Genomic DNA, 22601 nt, shown 5'->3' with positions numbered 1-22601 from the left:
ATTTATACGGAATTCAGGAATCCCTCCCCTCGGGGAGGGGTTCTTTTTTTGCCAAAAACGTTTCTATCGCTTATAATGAGAGCAAAGAGAGGGGGGGCTGCATGAGGGTATCTGCGTGCTATATTGTCAAGGACGAGGCGGAGGAACTGCGTCGCTCTCTTGCCTCTGTACGAGCTGCGGCAGATGAAATCATCGTTGTATCGACAGCCGGGAGTCCTGTGGTGCGGGATGTGTGCGCAGAGTTTTCGGCCGAAGTCCATGACTTCGCATGGCAGAACGATTTCTCGCTTGCCCGCAATGAGGCGCTGCAGCATGTAACGGGAAATATCGTTATTTTTTTGGACGCAGATGAATATTTTCTTCATCCGCGTAATGTACGTTCGGCGATCACAGAGATTGTTCATGGTTATACACAGTGGGATATCGCCATGGTCGGTCTATACAGTTATTGGAGTGCTTCTGGACAAGATGCACATTACGAGAGATCCCCGCGTATTTTTCGAATGCCGGGGATGCACTACGAGGGAATGATTCATGAACAGCCGCTGCGTGACGACGGGGAGGAGCAAATTCTCGTCTATGCAGACGAGGAGCTTTCTCTTGGGCATACGGGATATCTTTCAGAACGCGGACCGGAGAAGATAAAACGCAATATTGCCATGCTGGAGGAGGATGCGGCGCGGCATGGGCATACGACGATGCACGATGCTTATCTTGCGGACTGCTATTTCGGACTGCAGGATTATCCGCGTGTTCTTTCCCTGTCGCACAGGGTGCTGGAAAGCGATGTCATCCTTGTTGGCGCAGGGAGCAAGATCTATCATCAGATGCTTGAGTCGATGCGTGCACTGCACTATTCTGATTTGCAAATGCTTGCTCTTGCCGACGAGGCTCTTGCGAAGTATCCGGATCTTCCCGATTTTTATGCGCAGCGCGGGATGATCCTCTGCGGACTGTCACGATATCCTGAGGCAGCAGAGAGCCTGATGACAGCACTGGATAAATTTGATCATGGTTTTTCAGAACTTCACGATTCGAGCTTCTTTAACTCCATGGTGGCCGCGCGAGTGGCGGCGCGTCTCGCTCAGATCTATATGCATCTGGGGGATGAAGTACAAGCAAAGTCATGGCAGGAGAGAGAAAGGGCATATATGCAGGGAACTTCTGATGAAATCGGAGAGGATATTCGCATCAGTGCCTGCTATATTGTGCGCGATGATGCCGTACATCTGAAAAAATCAATCGAGAGCCTGAAGGCTGCCGTGGATGAGCTTATTGTTGTCGATACGGGGTCGCGCGATGATACCGTAGCTGCAGCGAAATCCTATGGAGCGGCTGTGTACGAAGCAGCATGGACAGATGACTTTGCTGCGGCGCGCAACGCGGCACTTTCCCACGTGACGGGCGATTGGGTCATATTCATCGATGCAGATGAATATTTCTCCGCGGAGACGCGGGGGAATCTTCGCACGGCGATCGAGATGGCTGACGCGGATGACGGTGAGGTGCTTCTCGTTCCCTGGCACAATATTGATGAGATGACGGGTGAAACACTGCTTGACTCTTATGCGCCGCGGATTTTCCGCCGCCGTGCAGGGCGACACTACATCGGGCACATTCATGAAGAGCTGCGTGATGCGGATGGTGCAGCACCGAAGGCAAATACGGTCGCTCCGAATCTTTTGACTCTCGTGCACACGGGGTACTCTGCCGTGCTTACACGTGAGAAAGGAGAACGCAATCTGCGCATTCTGCTGGCAGAGCTCGCTGAGACAAAGGAGCCGGAGCGGATTTGGGGCTATCTCGCGGAGACTTATGACAATCTGGGTGATGTTCATCATGCGGAGTACTACGCACGCAAAGATGTGGCACTCGGACGGCGCAGTGTCGTCTATGCGAGCCGCTGCTGGCGTATTCTGCTGCGTATCTATGGGATGCAGCCAATGCGGCGGGATAACTACCTCGATATTGCAGAGAAGGCAGTGAAGGCATTCCCGGAGCTGCCCGAGATGCATGCGGAGTATGCGGAGGCTCTTGCTGCATTTCATCGTTACGGCGCGGCAGTTGAGGCAGCTGCACCAGCACTGGAGCTGGCGTCCCCCACGGGAACGGAGCAGTCCCTTTTTACGGATGAGATGAGAGCGGAGCTGCAGCGCCGTGCGGAGATCTGGCAGCGTATCGATGCCCACACACATGAGATCCGCATTGCAGCATGCGTCTTTGCACGCAATGACCGTCAGGATATGGAGCGCTGGCTTGAAAATGCCGCGGCCTATGCAGATGAATGCATCGTGATTGATACCGGGTCGACAGACGGCATGCGGGCACTGGCGGAACGTGCAGGGGCAAGAGTTTATGATTTCACGTGGCAGGACGATTTTGCCGCCGCACGAAATGCTTCTCTTGCGCACGTGGATGCTGACTGGGCCGCGGTGCTCGATGCGGATGAGAGTTTCTTCGATCCGTCGGAACTGCGGTCCTATCTTGCCATGATGGATGTCGTGATGCCGCATAAAGATGCTGTCCTTCTGCCGATTGTGCATGTGGATGAGGATGATGATGACCATGAGATCGGGCGTGCGCCGCACATCCGCCTCCTGCGGATGGGCCGTGGGCTTTTCTACGAGGGAAGGGTGCATGAGGCACTGCGGAAGAAGAACGGTGAGCCACAGATCTATCATGAAATCGCCGCCCTTTCCATCCGTCATGTGGGGTACTCGACAGGGCGGATGTACGCGAAGCACGTGCGCAATCTTGCCTTGATGGAGCGGCGCATCAGCGAGGAGGGAATCCGCCCCGGGGATTATCGTTACCTTGCCGATACTTACTATGGCCTCGGACAGTATGCGGCGGCACTGCTCTATGCACGTGCCGCACGGGAAGATCATGTCATATCGGTTGGTGCACAGAGTCATCTGCATCACCTTCTGCTTGATGTGATGGAGAAGGAAAACACGCCGCTTGCCGAGCAGATCGCAGCGGCACGCACAGCATGTGAGGCCTTCCCGCACCTGCCGGATTTTCATGGGCGGCTTGGACTGCTTTTGGATGCTGCCGGAGAGGCGGCATTATCGGAACTGACGCGTGCGATGGAGCTCTATGACCAGCCCGAGGAGACAGAAGGCGAGGCGTCGGCATTTTCTGCATGGGCAGGGACGGTATCCGCAGCGCGTGCGCGTCTTCTTGCCGCCGCAGGGGAACGTGCGGCAGCAGCGGAAGAACTTTCACGTGCATTCTCTCTTGGGACGGCGCGTGAGGAGACCCTGGATGCCTTTATGGAACTGCATCGCGGTATGGATACGGGCGCGCTGCTCACAGCACTGCGGGAGCGGCTCGGCAGGGATCGCGAAGTCCTTTCTTATCTTATCCGTTTTGCTGACAGTTACGGCTGGCTGCATTTGGGTGAGGCGGCACGTGATGCGTATCAGCAGGAGACGGGCACGGAGTTTCCAGAGCCTCTGCCCTATCAGTGGATGCGTTCGGATGCGCCCGTGGAACTGGGGCAGCATATTGTTGGAGCGCTTGCGGGAGACGTACGGGAGATGCCCGAGGTATTGCTCCGTCTCGAACAATCCACGCACGCAGGGCGTCTGCGCCTCTATGAACGGCTGCGCAGCCTTCTGCCGCGTGCGATACAGGAGTTCTGGCGGCATTATGATGAGCCGGATGCCGTCCCGCGCCCGCAGAGTACGGAGGGGCTGCATCTCGTGCGCGAGGCGTTTGTACGCTATGCGGATACGGATCAGGCCGAACGTTTTTTGCGCGCTGCGGCATCATACGGTGCCGAGGAGCTGTACGCCGCTGCCGATGCCTATATGACGGCGGGACGCGATGCGGAGGCGCGTACTGCATGGGAACTCTGCGCGCAGCAGGGCGGCGCGGAGGCACTCTACGGGGCAGGGCTCTGTGCCATGCGCATGGGCGATGCGGACGCAGGACGTGAGTATCTCATGCAGGCGCTGACGACGGCTCCTGCACATCGCAAGGCGAGGGAATTGATGGAGTGGATCGGATGAAAATCTCAGCGTGTGTCATTGTCAAGAATGAGGCGGAGAACCTTCCGCGCTGGCTCACCTCGATGCGCAGTTTTGCCGACGAGATGATTGTCGTCGATACGGGCTCGACGGATCGCAGTGTGGAGGTCGCACGTGCAGGCGGTGCACGGGTGCTCCATTTCGACTGGATCAACGATTTTTCCGCAGCGAAAAATTTTGCGCTCGATGCGGCGACGGGCGACTGGATCGTCTTCCCCGATGCCGATGAGTACTTTACGGAGGAGAGCAATCCGCGCGTGCGCCCTCTGCTTGAGGAGTACGACGCACATCCGTATCTTGACGGCTTCATCGTGCATCTCGTCAATATCGACGTGGATACGGGGGCGCTTCTCGGGACAAGTGCTGAGGTGCAGCGCATCTTCCGCCGCGCACCGCACATCCGCTTTGTGGGCAGCATTCATGAACACATAGAGAATCTCAGCGGCGATACGGCGCGGCAGATGATGATCGCGCCCGGACTGACGCTTTATCACACGGGCTACTCGCCGCGCATCATCAAGGGCAAGTCGCAGCGTGATCTGGAGCTCCTCCTTGCGCGCCGTGCACGCGGAGAGTACGCGAAACTCGACGAATACCATCTGATGGACTGCTATTATACGCTTGAGGACTATCCGCAGGCAGCACACTATGCACGGCTCGCACGGGACAGTGCAGACCGGCCGGTCGGTTCGGAGAATCGCCCCCATGCGGTTCTCCTGCAGTCTCTTATTCTGATGGGGGCATCGGATGCGGAGATTCGAGAGGGGTATGATGCGGCGCGCGCGGCACTTCCGGAGAAAGCGGACTATCCGCTGATCTACGGGACGTATGCGTGGGATCAGTCGTATATTATGACGGCGTGTGCCGCCTACGCGGAGGGGATCCGCCTGCATGAGGAATACTACCGTGAAGGGGACTTCTCCGCCGTGCTTCTTCCAACGGCGTATATGCGCCTTGGTGAGGCAGCACTGCTGCGTAATGCGAAGGAGGAGGCAATCCTATCGGCGGAGCATGCACTTCGCCTGAATCCGCGCCATGCACCGCTCCTTGCGGCGTTTCTGCGGATCATGGCGGCGGTCGGAGCAGACGATGCTGCGCTGATTGAGATTTTGAACGGCATGTATGACCGCGAGGCAGACGCGGCCTTTCTTGCCTCGGTACTTGCCGGAGCAGATTTTCCCCTCGCGGCACTTTACTATGATCGGCGCAGTGCCGTGAAGTTTCCGCCGCGCCGCCGTTTTCTGCTCGCGGGGGATGCGAATGCGGCGGCGGCATCGCTCATCGAGGAAATGGAGTGTGCTGCTGCCGTCGGTGCAGCCTGTGGAACAGGATTTTCTGCAGAGCAGCAGGGGGCTCTTTCCGTCCTCCTGCCGCGTTCCTGTACCGAGGTTCTCGCAGCACCCGAAGCACAGCAGATGCTGCGGAGAATTGCGCGGCTGGCGGAGGTGCGGCAATGAACGGGCAGAAGCTTGAGGCACTGCGTGACCGTATCTTTGCGGCGCTTGAGCGCGGAGCCGTGAGAGAAGCGCGGCGCAGCATCGAGAAGCTGCGTCGCTATGAGCCGGCGGAAGCGGCAAGTCTCTTGACGGCGCTCTGCATTGAGGAGAGGGATGCGAAGGGGGCCCTGAAGGCATGGCAGGAGTGCAGGGTGCGTGCGCCGCATGATCCCTATACGATCTTCCTGCGTGCACGCATCCACCTCCTTATGGGAGAGCGCAGGGCGGCACTGCGTGTCCTGACCCCTCTTTTCGGCGCGCCCATGTCTGCGGAGGTCGCGGAGAAGGTCTATAATCTCGCGGGGCAGTGTGCCCGCTTTCTTGGGGCTGCGGAAAAGGCGGTGGAGTTCTATGCGCGTGCGCGCGATGCTGCGCCAGATCTCACGCTGCGTGCGCTCAATGCGAGCAATGTGCTCTTTAACCGCCACTATCTTCCTGCGGCACCTGCCGAGGAGAAGCGGGCGGCAGAGGAGTACGGGGCGCTCTTTGCGCAGATCCGGACGTTCGATCACTGTGCACACCGACGAGGGCAGCGGCTCCGCATCGGTTATCTCTCTCCCGATGTCAGAGAGCATGTGGTGCTCTCGTTTTCGTATGCGCTGATGACGGCGCTCGACCCTGCGCGCTTTACGGTGACGGCCTATGCGCTCGGCACGGAGGATGACTATACGGAGCAGGTCAAGCGTTCGGTGCAGGGGTTCCGCAATCTCTCACGCATCACGCCTGAGGAGGCGGCATACGCGATTTATCGTGACGGCATCGATATTCTCGTGGATCTCGCAGGGCATACGGCAGGCAGCACCCTGCCGATTCTCGCCTATCGTCCCGCGCCCGTCCAGATTTCGGGCATCGGCTATTTCGCCTCCACAGGTCTCAGAACCGTGGATTACTTCCTTGCCGATCCCATTCTTGCCGCAGGGGATGCGGAGCAGGGCTTTACCGAGGAACTGCTCGTCCTCCCTGCGACGCATTTCTGCTGGCAGCCGCTCCAACCTGCCCCTGCCCCCGCCCACGCTCCGACGGCAGGGCGCAGTATTGTGTTCGGCAGCTTTAATAACTTTACCAAGATCAATGACCATGTCCTGCGCGTATGGGCAGAGATCCTGCGCCGTGTGCCGGAGAGCCGCCTCTTTCTCAAAGCGGCGGTTTTTTCCGAAGAGGATGCACGCGCAGAGATGCTGACGCGGATTGCGGCGGCAGGCATCTCACTCAGCCGCGTGGATACAGAGGGGAATTCTCCGGACTATCTCGCCGCATACAATCGTATGGATATTGCACTGGATCCCTTCCCCTATCCCGGCGGCGGGACGACCTGTGATGCGCTCTATATGGGGGTGCCCGTCGTGACGCTTTCAGGAGAGACACTTGGCAGCCGCTTTGGTGCATCGCTCCTCACGAACATCGGGGCAGAGGCACTGATCGCTCATACGGAAGAGGAGTACATCGCCTTGGCCGTCTCTCTTGCAGGGGATGCATCGATGCTGGATGCACTGCACACGGGGCTGCGTCAGATGCTGGCGCAGTCGCCTGTGATGGATGCCGCAGGGTATGGAGCGGCAGTCGGAGCCGCTTACGAAGAAGTATGGGCGGCGTATGGCCGGCACAGTGAGCAGCTAAAGTCCATCGACCATCATGACGATAGTATGTATAAGGACAGTAAGGCCCTGCGCGGCCGTATGTTTGCTCTGCTCGGCGCGGAGCAGTATGCTGCGGCACAGGAGATCGCGGAACGCGCCATTGCTGCGGGCGGGCAGGACGATATGCTGTGCTATCTCTATACCTATGCTGTGGAGCGGCAGGGAGATCTGCCGCGCGCGATGGCTCTTGCGGAGGAGTATCTGAGCACGGGGCGCAGTGCACTGCGCCATGAGTTCATGCGGCTGCGTGCTGCCGTCGCCTATCGGATGGGGGATGTGCGGGCGGCGGAGTTCTATCGCTGCGCCTACGAGGAGGAGCCGTCGGATCCTTCTCTGTATAGTTCCTTCCTCTTGGCGCAGAATGCACAGGATGTGGACGAGAAGGAACTCTTTCGGGCGCATTGTGCCTACGGTGATCTCTTCGCCCATGTGCCGCAGTATGACTGCCGAACCCCATACGCACATCAAAAGATTCGCGTGGGCTATATTTCACCGGATTTTCGCCGCAATGTTCTGCAGCATTTCGTACAGCCCTTTCTGACGATGTATGACCGCACGCGCTTTGCGGTCTATGTATACAGCACGGCGGAGCAGCCGGATGAGGTGACGGCGGCGCTGCGTCCTCATGCGGATCAGTGGCGGGAGATGGGCGGACGCACGGCGGAGGAGATCGCTGAACAGATCCATGCGGATGAGGTGGATATTCTCGTCGATCTGGCGGGACACGCGGCGGGCGGCGCCTTGCCCGTGCTCGCACGACGCCCCGCCCCCGTGCAGATGATGGGGCTCGGCTATATGGCGACATCAGGGCTCTCTGCCGTCGATTACTTTCTCACGGATGCGCTGTGCGATCCCCTTGATGGTGAGCGGGAACGGTATTTCACAGAGCAGCTGATCCGCCTGCCGAGCCAATTCGTCTATGTGCCGCGCGCGGAGCTGCCCGTGCCGACGGGGACGCCCGCGCGTCAGCGTGGAGCGATCCTCTTTGGGGTGTTCAACCAGTACCGCAAGTGGACCGACGAGATGCTCTGTGTATGGCGGGAGATTTTGGAACGCGTACCGCAGTCCAAACTGCTGCTGAAGTCGCAGGTGTTTTTTGCCGCTGCGATGCGGAGAGCGGCAGAGGAACGCCTTGCACGGCTGGGATTTGATCTTGACCGCATCCTGCTGGAACCTGCGACGACGGACTATATGGAGCGCTATCTTGATGTGGATATTGCGCTCGATACCTATCCGTGGACGGGCGGCGGGACGACCTGCGATGCGCTCTATATGGGCGTACCCGTGGTAACGATGTACGGTACGCGGCGCAGCACGCGCTTTTCCTATGCGATGCTGCACCTCGTCGGTGCGGAGGAGCTGGCGGTCGCATCTGCCTCGGCATACATCTCCTGTGCCGTCTCACTGGCGGAGGATCTGGATCGTTTGGACGGGATACACTGCACGCTGCGCAGGAAGATGGAGACATCTCCGCTCATGGATCAGGCGGATTATATGCGTGCGCTGGAAGAGGCTTATATCATGGCATTGAGAAATGTCGGACAGGGGCTATGATGAAAAAGAAGAAAAAGCAGAAGGCACATGCGGCAAAACGCCGCAAGGTGCAGAAGATTCGGCTGGGCTATCTTTCTGCGGATCTCGGACAAGGCCGCCTGCGCGAATTGCTGCCCATGTTCTTTATGGCGTATGATGCCTTTCGCTATGAAATTTATGCCTATCATACAGAGATCGGCGGCGATTCGTCACGTTTTGCTGAGAAGGCGACGGTACGTGAGGTCGGTACGTGTACGCCTGAAGGAGCAGCAGAGCTCATTCGCCGTGATCATCTCGACCTGCTCGTCGATCTCTCGCTTGATGCGGTCAGCGAGCATCATGCTGCGGTGATGCGGCAGAGACCGGCAGAGCATATCGTGTCGCTCGCAGAGCATGTTCCCGAGGGGCTTGCCATGCGCCTTCCGATGGTCGATGGGCAGGAGGTCTTCCCCTACTGCTATACGCAGATCGAGCAGGATGCGGCATATACCTATCGTGCACCGCTGCTCGATGCGGGCATTCCGGCCATCGGCATGTGCGGCAGGATGACGGCAGGCGAATCCTCCCATTTCTTGGAACTCCTGTCGTGCCTGCTGCCCGCGATCGGCGATGTACATCTCGTTTTGCCCGCATCCATTGCGGGGGGGCTGAGCGCAGAGGATATCGAGCAGATTGCTGCGCGCGGCAGTGCGGGGTCGTCCCTTGACTTCGTGGATGATCTCTCATACGATACACTGGATGTCGTGCTTGGCATGTCGGTCGATCTCATCGATGTCTGCCATGCAGCAGAGCATGGAATTCCCTTGATTACCGCCGAACATCTAGTGCGGGACCGCTATGCGAAACATCTGCTCTGTCAACTGGAGCTTCCCCCACGATGCGACGTACAAGAAGCGGCAGCTGCGTGCCTGGCTCTGTGCGCTGACCGTGAACGATTGTCAGCGTGTCATGGACTGCTGCGCTGGCGGCTGATTGATTTTTGCGATGCGGGGATGCTTCAATTTGTACTTGAGCGTGCCTACGAGCGCGTCCTTGCACAGGGAGACGGGCGCTCTTCCGCTGCGCTGAGTGATGAACTTGCCCGTGCCGCCTCCCGTCAAGACTGGAATGCGGTTCTCACTGCTGCACATCAACTGGATGGGCATGATGCACTCTCTGCGGAGCAGTGCATGAGCCTTGCATGGGGCTATCACTTCGGCGGTGCTGCCCCGCTGGCGGCACGGTGGGCAATGTCTGCACAGGGGCTTCCCGCGGATCGTGAGGGGGCGCGGCTCTACCTCTCGGTTTCGGGGATTGTGCCGGGAACACAGAATGGCGTGTTTGAACGTGTACAGCATGGGCTTAAGCGTATCGAAGAAGGCCTCTCCGTTGTAGCGGAGGTTCGGGCAGCGCTGCTGAAGGCATATGCAGATCATGCGCCTGCGGACAGTGATGCGGAACTGGCATCGCAGTGTGCGATTGCCTATGCGCGTGAGGCGGCAGATCCGTTTCTCCAACGCGTTTACTATGGTGCCGGACTTCTGAAGCTCAATGCGGCCGATGTCAGTGCGCAGGAGGTCTATGAGAAGAGCCTAGGCTATGGTGCACTCTTTGCTGATGTGCGGCCCTGCACGCATCAGGAACGGCGAAAAAAGGATAAGATTCGCATCGGCTATATCTCCGGGGACTTTCGTCAGCATGTCATGCAGTACTTTGTATGGCCGTTTCTTGCCGGATATGATGCAAGTGCGTTTGACGTTTACGTATACAGTCTTGGGAAGTCGGATCAGTATACAGACTTCTTTAAGACACTCGTGACGCGGTGGCGTGATCTTTCAGCGCATGAGCGGGATATGGAGCGGATTGCGCAGGAGATCCATGCGGATGAGGTGGATATCCTATTCGATCTGGCGGGACATACGGCGGGCACAGGGCTTGCTGCTCTCGCCTGGAAGCCGGCACCTGTCCAGCTCTCGGGGCTTGGCTACATGGCAACGACGGGGCTCCGGACGGTGGACTACTTCGTGACGGATCACTGCTGCGACCCCGAGGGAAGCGGCAGCGAGGCGTTCTATGTGGAAAAACTTCTGCGCCTGACGAGTCAGTTCTGCTATAATGGGTATACGCACCTCCCTGCATCGACGGGGACGCCGGCACGGGGGCGCGGCTATATCCAGTTTGCATCCTTCAACCAGTATCAAAAATTCCGTGATCCCGTGCTGCGTGCGTGGCAGGAGATTATGGAACGTGTGCCGCAGGCGCGGCTTCTCCTCAAAAACAATGCCTATTCGAGACCGGGGGTGGTGCAGTCGGCGTACGAGCGACTGCAGCAGCTTGGCTTTGATATGAACCGTGTGCAGTTTGAGCAGGCCTCACGGGATTATATGAATCGCTATCTCGATGTGGATATTGCGCTCGACACCTTTCCGTGGCCGGGCGGCGGGACGACCTGCGATGCGCTCTACATGGGCGTCCCTGTCATATCCTATTATACGGAGCGACACAGTACGCGTTTCACGTACAGTATTCTGGCAAACATTGGACTCTCCGATCTCGCATCGACCAGCCTCTCGGACTATGTCGAGACAGCCGTGGCTCTGGCGGGGAATCTCGACCTCCTCGATGCCCTGCATCGTGAGCTTCGCGATCGGATGAAGGCATCGCCCGTCATGGATCAGGCGGGGTATATCCGTGAAATGGAGGAATGCTATCGTGCCATCTGGGCAAAGTGGGAGAGCGAAAACAAAGGCCTTTCAGCAGGCATATCGTCGTGTAAAACGGGAGTTAGGTGCCGGTCATCTAGGGAAGGGGCTGAACCTCCTGCGAGAGATGGAGCAGGAGCGTTTGTTCCCGGCGGAACGCCGGTGGGAACTGCATGACCTCATGGGACAGGCACTCTACTGGCTGGCGGATCTTCCTGCGGCTCTGCCGCATCTGCGGCTGGCGTGGGAACTGCCGCGCGAGCATTATGCCGATCGCCTTGCTGCACTGAGCAACTATCTCATGTATCTCCACTATGCGGATGGAGTCACGGATGAGATGATGTGTGATGCTCATGCCGCCTATGCGAAAATGCTCGGATCTCTGCCGCTGTTTTCCCACACGGTACGCAAACACGGAAAACTGAGAATTGGGTATCTCTCACCGAATCTGACCGACCATATTGTTCTGAACTTTGCGATACAGCTTTTTTCTGCCTATAACCGCAGTCGATATGAGGTTCGTCTCTACGACATAGGAACGCTCCAATGTGAGACGACAGATTGGGTCGCCGGCATGGTGGATGGTTACACAGATCTCTCCAAGTGCTGTCCGCAGGAGGCGGCGGCACGTATTCATGCGGATGAGATCGACATCCTCTTTGACCTCGCGGGACATTCGGCAGGCGGGAAGACGCTGATGATTGCGGCGCATAAGCCTGCCCCCGTACAGCTCTCAGGCATCGGGTACTTCAATACGACGGGCCTCTCTGCGATGGATTACTTCCTGGGTGATCCATTCTGTGATCCTCCGGGGGAAGAAGTGCATTTCACAGAGCAGATTCTGCGTCTACCGCAGACACATCTGTGCTTTACCCCGTCGGAGCGGTTCCGTCCCTATGAGCACCTGCAGCGCACCCCGCATGAGAACGTCGTCTTTGCCAGTTTCAACAACTTCGCAAAGATCACGGATGCGATGCTGACGGCATGGGGGGAGATCCTGCGCGCTGTTCCCATGGCGCGGCTCCTGCTGAAGAATGTGCATCCGCTGAAGGAAACGCTGACGCGGATGAAGAAGCGCGCCGTGCAGGCGGGCATTGATCCGGCGCGGCTTGAGCTGCGGCCGGGGTCAAAGGACTACCTTGCGGACTATCTGGATGCAGATGTGATTCTGGACACGTTTCCGTATCAGGGCGGCGGGACGACGTGTGAGGCTCTTTGTATGGGGCTTCCTGTCGTTGTGCGGGCAGGGACGCGCCATGGCGCACGGTTCGGCGTGAGTCTCCTGCACAATGCAGGGCTTTCCGAGTTAATTGCGGGCAGTACGGAGGAGTATATCGAACGAGCCGTTTTGCTGGCGCGTGACAGGACGCTGCTCGGTGCCCTGCAGACGGCGATTCCGCGGATGATGCGCGCTTCTCCGCTGATGAACGGCATGGGCTATGTCCGCGCGATGGAGGACGCGTATGAGATGATATGGGAGCGGTGTCTTCATGAAAAAACGTAAGAGAAACCGCGCAGAGCGTGCACGCCGAAAACGTGCGCGGCGGGAAGAGAAACGGCAGATGAAAGGGACGATGACGATGGCAGAGAAGAAAATCATTACGGCAGAGCAGATTCATGCGTATGTAAAGAAGGAGAAGTACGCAGAGGCGATCAATGCCTTTGCCGATGCCCTTGCTCAGGGAGAGCCGCCGAAGGAGTGCTATGGAGACGTGGCACATGCCTACTTCGAGATGGGAGATTACAAGCGTGCGGCAGACTGGATCTCGAATGCACTCTCCATCAATGCGGACGATGTCGATGTCCGCATTCTGCTCGCGCGGATCTGCCAGCGGGAGAAGCGGACGGATGATGCGCTGAAGCTCTACGAGAATATCCTTTCCCTGCATCAGGCAGTGCTTACGGACGCACAGCGCGCAGAGATCGAGCGGCGTGCGGGACTCGATGCGCGCCTCACGCAGGATAGAACGCGTGCAGAGTATCCGCATCTCGCGGCGCTCTTGGGACTTGCCGCTGCTCCGACAGCGTCTGCCGCTGCGCCGACGGCACCGATGAACAGTGCCTTGCCGGGCTCCGTTCCTGCTGCGCCGGCATCTCGGCCCTCCGGTGATGCAAAGGCACAGGCAGCGCAGATCATGGCGCAGCCCATCCGCCCAGCCGAGAAGACGGCGGCACTCAATGCCTTTGCCGGTGCGGCATACGTGCAGGATGACTATGCGGGCGCACGGGAACTTCTGACGGCGGCACTTGAGCTTGATCCCGGCTGTGATATGACACTGCGCAATATGGCACTCCTCCTGCATGAGATTGGCGAGCGGGAAAAGGCTCTTCAGGTCGCGGCAAAGATGGGGCAGACGGACTTCATGCTCCTGCGCACGCTGAAAGCATGAGCACGCTCAGCATTGTTCTTACGCTGACGGAGGCGGGGGAATATCTGCGAGAGACAGCAGAGTCCGCCCTTGCGGCAGCGTCTGCGGCGAATGTTGCGGCAGAAGTGATCATCCCGGTTCCGCAGGGAGCGGAGGACGCCGTGCGGGCGGAGCTCCATGACCTGCCCTGCCGTATTCTCCCTGTGGCGGAGGAGCATCCTGCTGCATGGAACAATCGCGGCGCAGAGACAGCTGCGGGCGATCTTCTGCTCTTTCTGCAGGAGGGCGTGATCTTTACTGCCGAAAGTCTGGGGACGATGGAGCGCGTATTCTTCTTTGATGAGCGCGTTGCTGCAGTTGGTCCCTATAGCGGTCACACGACCTTTTCATGGCAGTATATCAACGCCGAAAGCATCGCCGCAGAGGGCGCAGATCCGGAAGCGTGGGTGCGTGAGCATCACAAGGAAACCACGGTGAGTGCGTTCCTTGAAGGCTTTGCACTTCTTGTGCGGCGTGCGGCGTTTTTCCGGCACGGAAAATTTGATGAAGCATTTGAGGGGGGCAGCGGCGCCGATATTGATCTCTCGTTCCGCCTGCGCTGCGCAGGATATACACTCCTGCGTGTGCCTGCCTATGCCGCGCACCGTGCAGCGGGAAAGTGTGAGCTCTGGGATCTGACGCTGACCGCCATGCGTCCACTGCTCTTGGAGCAATGGGGACTGGATGTCGGTGTGCCGGAGATGCTCTGGCAGAGAGCGCTCGACGGCATCGGTGAGGCGTGGGATCCTGCCCTCGTGCGTGCGACCTGCCGCAGTGCGGCTCTGCACGCACCGCTTGTCAGCATCATGATTCCGACCTATAATCGTCCCGATTATTTTCGTGAGACACTCGAATCTGCCCGCGCACAGACCTATCCGAACATCGAGATCATCGTCTGCGACAACAGCACGGACGAGCGGACGGCGGAGCTGATGCAGGCCTATGGGGACGATGTACGCATCCGCTATGTGCGCAATCGCGCGGCGCGGACAAAGGCAGAGAATTTTATGCCATTCGAGCGCCTGGCACAGGGGGAGTATCTGCAGTGGTGCATGGACGATGACATCCTCCTGCCCGACAAGATCACGCGCATGATGGATGCCTTCCTGCGTGAGCCGGGCATTACTCTGGTCACGTCGCTGCGCGGCGTTGTCGACGGCGGCGGAAATTATCTCGGACTATGGCAGGGGAACGTGCCGGTACACGGGATGTACGAGTGCTATCGCGGTGCAGCAGTCGGCCGGGCGACGCTGATGGACCGCTCGAATTTCCTCGGTGAGCCATCTGCTGTACTCTTTCGGCGCAGTGATCTCACGCACCACTATTGGCGGGCACAGGCGCGCGGCTATCAGACCATTTCGGACTGTGCCATGTGGCTGGAGCTCATGGAGCGCGGCGATGCAGTCATCTTTGCGCGCCCTCTCAGTCTCTACCGCCGCCATGAGGGGCAGGAGGGTGCACAGGCAGAGGTTATCGTGCGCAGCCGCGTGGAGTGGCGCCGCCTGGTCGAAGAATATTGGCATAAGCGCATCTTTATTACGCAGGAGCAGGATTATCGGATTGTTCTTGCACGGATGGCGGAGGAGCAAAGTATCATTGCTCCCCTGCTTCCTTCGGTATCTGCAAAACTGCGGAAGTCATACGAGCAGGATGTGTATCCACTGCCCATGATGATCATGAATCGTGTCGAGGCATGTACGAGCATTCGCCTCGATGCACCGCTTGGCGCGTTGGAGCGGCGCGGCGATATTTTTCTGAGCGGAGCCGTGCGGGAGGGCGATGCGGCACTTGATTTCTATGATTTTGCGGATTGTCGGGATACACTTATCGTGTTGGAACGCGGCGATGTGAGGCCAGATGCGGCTGTCTGCGCCATTATGAAGAAGTTGGGGGAACGCCATAATATTTTTCTCCAGGAAGTTGATGATCATCCGTCGGCAATCGGGGATCTTGCCGCACGGAACTTTTTCTCATTCCGTGCTGTCTCTGCGATACAAACCTCCACGAAGTATTTGGTGGATCAGCTGCGGCAGTTCAATCCGTATATCTATCTCTTTGAGAACCAATTGGCGGAGCTGCCGCCCGTACGCAGCTATGATGAGAACGCCCCGCAGACAACGATTTTCTTCGGGGCGCTGAACCGCCGCGCGGACTGGGAGCCCTTGATGCCGTTGATCAATGAGGCCATCCATAAACATGGAGAACGACTCCGATTCATGGTGGTATCAGATTATGGATTCTATGAGGCCCTGCAGACGGAGGAAAAACAATTCATCAGCGGCATACAGTCCGGCTATGTTTTTGTGTCGTATGACCGTTATATGGCGGCGCTCCGCTCCTCAGATATCGCTCTCCTGCCGCTTAATGATACGGAGTTCAACCGCGCCAAGTCCGACCTCAAGTTCATCGAGGCGGCAGGAAACGGTGCGGCGGTGCTTGCCGCGCCGACGGTCTACGCGGCGACGGTGCGCGACGGAGAGACGGGGCTGATCTACCGCAGTCCAAAGGAGTTCGCACAGAAGCTCGACCTCCTGATCCGCCGCGCTGATCTCAGGCGCACGCTCGCGGAGAATGCTTACCGCTATGTGGCAGAGCATCGGCTTCTCGCAGGGCATCTTGATGAATACATGAATGTCTATCGGGAACTCTTTGACCGCAGGGAGGAGCTGGAACGGGAGCGGCTGCGGCGTGTGGCGGAGTTTTTTCCCCATCTGTAACATAACGATAGAAAAGCTGTTGTTTTTCACAGGGAAAGACAGCAGCTTTTTTGATTATGCATCTGCGGCATGTCAAAGAGTATGAATAATTGCTCTTCGCTGTGACTTTGGATAATGATTGACAGATGTTTCGGCGGCTTTTATAATAAAGACAGGTTATGTGTAAATGGGGAAGGATTCTGCCTTTTTTGCACGATGATTCTATCATGGAAAGGAGAGCCGACATGACGGGAAAAGTAAAATGGTTCAGTGCGGACAAGGGATATGGATTTATCTCCCGCGAGGACGGCGATGATGTGTTCGTCCACTTTTCTTCGATTCAGGGTGAGGGATATAAGACGCTGAGCGAAGGGCAGGAAGTGGAGTTCGACATTGTTGAGGGAGCACGCGGTCCGCAGGCGGACAATGTGGTCAAAAAGGAATAAGACAAAAGATCTGAAAAGCCCGGCTTACACAGCGGGCTTTTTCCTTTGACGATGGATGAGAAAAATCCTGGGAAAAATCTGAATTTAACGAAGTGAGCGCGATTTTTTTGCAGGTATTTTCTCCTTTATGTCGAACTAAACAGGTAAAAGAGGGAGTTCCTGCTCCCGTAGATAGAAAGGGGCTGTGTTTCATGGCTGCATTCACGATTCGAGGAAAGAATGTCGAGGTTACCCCCGCCCTGCGCGACTATGTGGAAAAGCGCGTCGGCAAGATCACGAAGTACTTCGATAATGTCGGTGAGATTGCGGTTCTGCTCTCTGTAGAAGGGAAGCATCACAAGGTGGAAGTGACTGCCCCCGTCGCACGTGGTATCCTGCTGCGCGGCGAGGAGCATTCAGAGGATATGTACAGCTCCATTGATCTGGTCATCGAGAAGCTTGAGCGTCAGATTCGCAAACAGAAAACGAAGCTTGCGCGGCGTTTCCGTCAGGGCGGGTTCAAGGCAGAGGCGGTCGAGACGTTTGCCCAGCCGATTCCGGAGGAGGATGAGCTCTACCCCGTTGTCAAGACGAAGCGTTTCACGCTCCAGCCGATGGATGTGCAGGAGGCGATCATGCAGATGAATCTCCTCAACCATCATTTCTTCGTGTTCCGCAACGCGGAGTCGGAGGAGGTCAACATTGTCTACGGGCGTCACGATGGAAAGTATGCGCTGATCGAGGTCGAAGAGGGCTGATCGCGCGATCGGATTCTGAGGAAAAGGACGGCTGCGGTCGTCCTTTTTGCTGTCCCTTTTCGACAGATGTGCTATAATGCAGCCATTGGAATAGGAGGAAACGATGCGAAGAATCTATGCCGTTCACCAGTGGGTAAGTCTGATTTGTGCGCTCTTTTTGCTGCTGCTGACGCTGACGGGGCTGCCGCTCCTCTTTCGCGGGGAGATCAATGCGTGGAACACGGTGAATATGCCGCAGAGCGGGGAGCCCATGCCGATGGCGAAGCTCTGGCAGGCACTGCCCGAAGGAGAGGCTGCGGTGCGTGCGGCGTATCCGACGAAGGATATCCTGGCAGTGACGCCGGACGACACGGATGGGACGCTCTATTTCCGCGTCGTGGAGCGCGGCGGCGCGGCAGGGCGTTCCCACATGCGCATGGGCGGCGAGCAGATCATGTACGATGTGCGTACGCATACGACATTTGACCGCAAGGAACGCATCTATCGCTCTGAGGGTGTACAGACCTTTATGCACACGATGCACATCCTTCATGTCCGCATGGGGCTGGAGGAGGGCGGGCGTGACTTTCTCGCTCTGATGTGCGCCCTCTCGGTCGCCTCCATTGTGACGGGCATCTATCTCTATCTGCCGATGATGAAGAGCATGGCGTTCGGTACACACCGGCGCAGGACCGGCCGCGTGTTTTGGTCGGACTGGCACAAGATCACGTCGATCTTCGCGGGAACATGGGCGACGGTCATGTGCGTGAGCGGGATTGTGATCGTCCTCTACTCGGTCGGGATGCGGGATTATCACCGCACGGCGCATATTGCGGCGATGGAGCATTTTGCCGCGCAGGAGCAGCAGGCGGAGACGCTCCGTCCCGCAGATGCACTGGCACTCGCAGAGGAGAGCAGTCCCGCGCGGGATGTGATCTCCATGCAGCTGCCGACAGCGTCATATCCCTTCTACGTCTTTCAGACCGCCGATCCGCCTGTGCGCGCGACGGACTTTGTGCTGGGCGAGCAGGTCTATCTTCCGGCGGGCGGCGGCACGCCGTTCACTGTCCCCGTGCCGGCGTGGATGAAGGCGGCGCCGTTCTTTTTGAACATTCACATCCACAATCATGAGCTCTTTGCCGTAAAGATTTTCTGGGGGCTGCTGATCCTCATGACGGCGGCGATGATTGTCACGGGCATTGTGCTCTGGCTGACGCGCTGGCAGAGGTGCATCGCGGCGGCCGCTGAGATCGCCGTGCAGAAACGCTCCAATGCATCGTGGGAGGAGCCCGCACGCGTCGCATTGGTGAGCCTTGTGATCTTCATCGCGCCGATTTACGGCGGATGGGCAGGCGAGGGACTGGCACTTGTACTCAGTGCGTACCTTATCGTGTATTTCGTACGCGCCGTGCGCAGATGATCGTTTGCCGCTGTGAGGCGGCGCTGCATCGGGGAGGAGGACAGCGTTGACGCATAGAGGACTGACAACGGCGGAGGCGGAGGCGTCGCGCCGCATCCATGGGGCGAATGTACTGCCGGAGCCGGCGCGGCTGACCTTCGGGCAGGCGTTTTTGGAGACATTCCTCGATCCGATGATCCGCATCCTGCTCGTGATGGTCGCACTCATGGTCGCGATGTACTTCGTCGGCTATGCGGAGATCTATGAACCGGTCGGTACGATTGTCACAGTGCTCATCGTGGCGACGGTGACCGCGCGAACGAGCCTGACGAGCGACGGCGAATACCATGCGCTGCGCGCGCGTACGACAAAGGACAGGGCAAAACTGCGCCGCGACGGCGGACTCCATGTCCTGCCCGTGGATGAGATCGTGGTGGGCGATCTCGTCATCCTGCAGGGGGGCGACAAGATCCCCGCCGACGGAGTACTTATTGCCGGTGATCTGCGCGTGAGCAACGCGGCGCTGAACGGCGAAACGGAAGAGTGTCATAAGTGCGCCGATGCGGCTGCCGCATTTCCGGAGAAGACGACGGGGGATACCTTTGTCGATGGCACGACGCTCTTTCGCGGGAGCGTCGTCTTTGACGGCGAGGGCGTACTGAAGGTGTGCCGTGTCGGCACGGCAACCGTGATGGGGCAGATGGCATCGGAGATGCAGGGGCGTGAGCCCACGTCCCCACTGCAGGTCAAGCTCGCCAAGCTCGCCGATCAGATCTCGGCATTCGGCTATATCTCGGGCATCGTGATCGTCGCGCTCTACATGATGTTCTTCGCCCTGCGCGCAGGCGGCATCGAGTCGTATATTCTCCTCGGCTGGGGACAGATCCTCGTGGACGTGATCGAGGCGGTCTCGCTCGCCATCCTCATCATCGTCTGTGCCGTGCCCGAGGGGCTGCCGCTCATGATCTCCATTGTCCTGATGCAGAATACGAGCCGCATGCTCTCGCGCGGCGTGCTCGTGCGCCGTGCCGTCGGCATCGAGACGGCGGGTGCGCTGAACATCCTCTTCAGCGACAAGACGGGGACGATCACGGGCGGGCGGCTCTCGGTGGTCGAGTTTTTTACGGCGGACGGTGCGGTGTACGGCACAGATTTCCTCGCGGGAGAGACGGCGCTCGCGGAGCAGCTGCGGCTTGCCATCGGCAGAAACACTGCCTCCATGTACGATGAGAGCGGGACTGTCGTCGGCGGGAATCCGACCGATCAGGCGGTCATGTATGCCCTGGGGGAGAAATACTATCGTGCTCTGCAGGCGGATGAAAACGCGCGTACGGGGCAGCGGCAGACGTTCAACTCGGTGAATAAATTCAGCCAGGCAGAGCTGCCCGCGCGCGGCGTTGTCGTCTATAAGGGCGCCCCCGAGGTGCTCCTTGCCCGCGCACAGTATGCACTCAATGCGGCGGGAAATGTCGTACCCTACGATGCCGGCGCCCTGACGGAGACGATCAACGCCTACGCCGCGCGCGCCATGCGCGTCCTTGCGTTCGGGTATTCTGCATCGGCATTCTGCACGAATGAGGTGAATGCGGACACCGTGCTCATCGGCTTTGCCGCGATTCGCGACGATGTACGCCCCGAGGCGCGTGCGGCGATCGCCGAGGTGCAGGCGGCGGGCATCCAGGTCGTCATGGTGACGGGCGATCGCCGCGAGACAGCGGTCGCGATCGCACGTGATGCAGGTCTCCTGCGTGCGGACGGGGAGCTCGTTTTGACGAGCAGCGACCTCGCGCAGATGGACGATGCTGCCGTGCAGCGCGTCCTGCCGCAGCTGCGCGTGATTGCGCGTGCCCTGCCGACAGACAAGTCGCGCATCGTGCGCCTCGCACAGCAGATGAATCTCGTCGTCGGCATGACGGGAGACGGGGTCAATGACTCGCCTGCCCTGCGGCGCGCCGATGTCGGCTTTGCAATGGGGAGCGGCACAGAGGCGGCGCGGGATGCGGGCGACATCGTTATCCTCGACGATAATTTCCGCTCAATCAAGGACGCGATCCTCTATGGACGCACGATCTACAACAACATCCTGAAGTTCTGCCGCTTTCAGCTCGTCATCAACATTGCCGCCGTTGTCGTCAGCGCACTCGCGCCGTTCTTCGGCATCATGGAGCCGCTGCGGGTGACGCATCTGCTCTTCATTAACCTCGTCATGGACAGCCTCGGGGCGATCATGCTCGGCAACGAGCCCGCCCATGAGAGCTATATGCACGAGAAGCCGCGCCGCCGCGACGCGAGCATCATCAGCCCCGCGATGGCGGCACAGATTCTCTGGATGGGGACGTGGCTGGTGCTGCTCAGCTTTGCCTTCCTCACACAGCCAATTTTTGCCGCATGCTTTGCAGGGCAGGCGGAGCAGTACACGGCGTACTTCCTGCTGTTCGTGCTGGCCTCGCTGATGAACGGGTTCAATGTGCGGTCGGGCGGCTTCGGCATCTTCCTCGATCTCGGGGCAAATCCGGGATTTCTGCGGGTTTGGGGCGGCGTCGTCCTCATCATGGCGGCCATCATCAATGCACCGCTTCTCCCGCATGAGGTCGGCGCGTGGATCGGTGCAATGTTCAGCTGCACGCCCATCCATGCAGGCGGCTGGGTGCTCGCCTTCCTCCTCGCCGCAACGATGCTCCCCGTCGATCTCCTCCGCAAGGCGATGATGGTACGCGGCCTGCGGTGAAGGGCGATACGCACTGTGTGTGGGGGCACAAGGCCGCATTGTTCCATTATCTAAAATCCGGCACATACTCCGTGCCGACCGCCTCCGCACCCTGTACATAGACCTGCGTCATGCCAAGATCGCGTGCGGCATCGACAACGGACTCGTACTCGAAGGTCGTGAGCCGACGATGGAGAGGCGGGAACTCCGCCGCACGATAGAGCGGGGTATATTGCCGCATAAGACTGAGCTGTATGCGGTCACCGAACTCCTCCCAGAGACGCTGGACGAGGGCAATGCTCTCGCGGCGGTGTCCCGGCAGAACGAGATGGCGGACGAGGACGCCGCGCAGGAGACGACCGTCCTCGGCAAACTGCAGTGCACCGATCTGTGCAGCCATGGCACGAAGCGCGGCAAATGCGGCTGCTGCGTAATCGGGAGCAGCAGAGTAGAGCCGTCCGCTCTCCTCCGTATTGTACTTGAGGTCGGGCAGGTAGATGTCCACCGCTCCCGCAAGGCGTGCGATGTTTTCCTCCGTCTCATAGCCGCCCGTATTCCAGACGACAGGAATGGCCAGCCCGTTCGATCGTGCACGCGCGAGTGCAGCGAGAATCTGCGGCGTGTAGTGTGTCGGCGTCACGAGATCGAGGGTGGCGGCGCCCTGCGCCTGCAGCGCGAGGAATGCCGCCGCAAGCTCCTCCTCCGTCACCTCTCTGCCGTGTCCCTCGTGGCTGATCTCGTGGTTCTGGCAGTAGACACAGCGGAGTGTGCAGTGGGAGAAGAACACCGCCCCTGCGCCGTGCGCTCCCACAAGACATGGCTCCTCCCACGTATGCAGCATGGTGCGC

At 58.8% G+C, this 22601-nt stretch carries 12 protein-coding genes; 11 read left to right on the top strand and 1 reads right to left on the bottom strand.

Going from position 1 to position 22601, the window contains the following annotated elements:
• Nucleotides 1-101 precede the first annotated feature (101 nt).
• From HMPREF0908_RS04735 to HMPREF0908_RS04685, 11 genes are all read left to right on the top strand, one after another.
• Nucleotides 102-4016, top strand: coding sequence for a glycosyltransferase (locus tag HMPREF0908_RS04735; protein WP_006690307.1), 3915 nt, complete (start codon nucleotides 102-104; stop codon nucleotides 4014-4016).
• A complete protein-coding gene (locus tag HMPREF0908_RS04730; protein WP_006690306.1) occupies nucleotides 4013-5491 on the top strand; it encodes a glycosyltransferase family 2 protein in 1479 nt (492 codons plus the stop codon). The genes HMPREF0908_RS04735 and HMPREF0908_RS04730 overlap by 4 nt, the downstream gene beginning before the upstream one ends.
• Nucleotides 5488-8721 carry an O-linked N-acetylglucosamine transferase, SPINDLY family protein gene (locus HMPREF0908_RS04725; protein ID WP_006690305.1) on the top strand — a complete coding sequence of 1078 codons (3234 nt, stop codon included), beginning with the start codon at nucleotides 5488-5490 and terminating at the stop codon, nucleotides 8719-8721. The genes HMPREF0908_RS04730 and HMPREF0908_RS04725 overlap by 4 nt, the downstream gene beginning before the upstream one ends.
• Nucleotides 8718-11558: an O-linked N-acetylglucosamine transferase, SPINDLY family protein gene (locus HMPREF0908_RS04720; RefSeq protein ID WP_006690304.1), complete on the top strand. Its 2841-nt coding sequence runs from the start codon at nucleotides 8718-8720 to the stop codon at nucleotides 11556-11558. Before HMPREF0908_RS04725 ends, HMPREF0908_RS04720 begins: the two co-directional genes overlap by 4 nt.
• Nucleotides 11509-12885, top strand: a complete 1377-nt coding sequence (locus HMPREF0908_RS04715; RefSeq protein ID WP_006690303.1) for an O-linked N-acetylglucosamine transferase, SPINDLY family protein — start codon at nucleotides 11509-11511, stop codon at nucleotides 12883-12885. The genes HMPREF0908_RS04720 and HMPREF0908_RS04715 overlap by 50 nt, the downstream gene beginning before the upstream one ends.
• Nucleotides 12872-13771 (top strand): tetratricopeptide repeat protein, encoded by a 900-nt coding sequence (locus HMPREF0908_RS04710; RefSeq protein ID WP_040572421.1) that lies wholly within the window; start codon nucleotides 12872-12874, stop codon nucleotides 13769-13771. The genes HMPREF0908_RS04715 and HMPREF0908_RS04710 overlap by 14 nt, the downstream gene beginning before the upstream one ends.
• On the top strand, nucleotides 13768-16506 hold the full coding sequence (locus HMPREF0908_RS04705) for a glycosyltransferase (RefSeq protein ID WP_006690301.1): 2739 nt from the start codon (nucleotides 13768-13770) through the stop codon (nucleotides 16504-16506). The genes HMPREF0908_RS04710 and HMPREF0908_RS04705 overlap by 4 nt, the downstream gene beginning before the upstream one ends.
• Before the next feature lie 224 nt (nucleotides 16507-16730).
• Entirely contained in the window at nucleotides 16731-16931 is a 201-nt protein-coding gene (locus HMPREF0908_RS04700; protein ID WP_006304954.1) for a cold shock domain-containing protein, read from the top strand.
• 191 nt (nucleotides 16932-17122) lie between these two features.
• The gene (gene hpf / locus HMPREF0908_RS04695; protein WP_006690299.1) at nucleotides 17123-17668 is read left to right on the top strand and encodes a ribosome hibernation-promoting factor, HPF/YfiA family; all 546 of its coding nucleotides are present in this window, start codon (nucleotides 17123-17125) and stop codon (nucleotides 17666-17668) included.
• Nucleotides 17669-17771: 103 nt separating this feature from the next.
• Nucleotides 17772-19067 (top strand): PepSY-associated TM helix domain-containing protein, encoded by a 1296-nt coding sequence (locus tag HMPREF0908_RS04690; protein ID WP_006690298.1) that lies wholly within the window; start codon nucleotides 17772-17774, stop codon nucleotides 19065-19067.
• A gap of 46 nt (nucleotides 19068-19113) precedes the next feature.
• Complete coding sequence (locus HMPREF0908_RS04685) at nucleotides 19114-21774, top strand: cation-translocating P-type ATPase (RefSeq protein WP_006690297.1); 2661 nt, start codon at nucleotides 19114-19116, stop codon at nucleotides 21772-21774.
• A 46-nt stretch (nucleotides 21775-21820) separates the two neighbouring features.
• Here HMPREF0908_RS04685 and HMPREF0908_RS04680 read toward each other — a convergent pair.
• On the bottom strand, nucleotides 21821-22601 hold a 781-nt coding region (locus HMPREF0908_RS04680; RefSeq protein ID WP_006690296.1), incomplete at its 5' end, for a radical SAM protein.

It is taken from the genome of Centipeda flueggei ATCC 43531, assembly GCF_000160695.1.
Taxonomy (GTDB): domain Bacteria; phylum Bacillota; class Negativicutes; order Selenomonadales; family Selenomonadaceae; genus Centipeda; species Centipeda flueggei.
The sequence above is the reverse complement of the archived record's forward strand: the minus strand, read 5'-3'. Positions and strand labels throughout refer to the sequence as shown.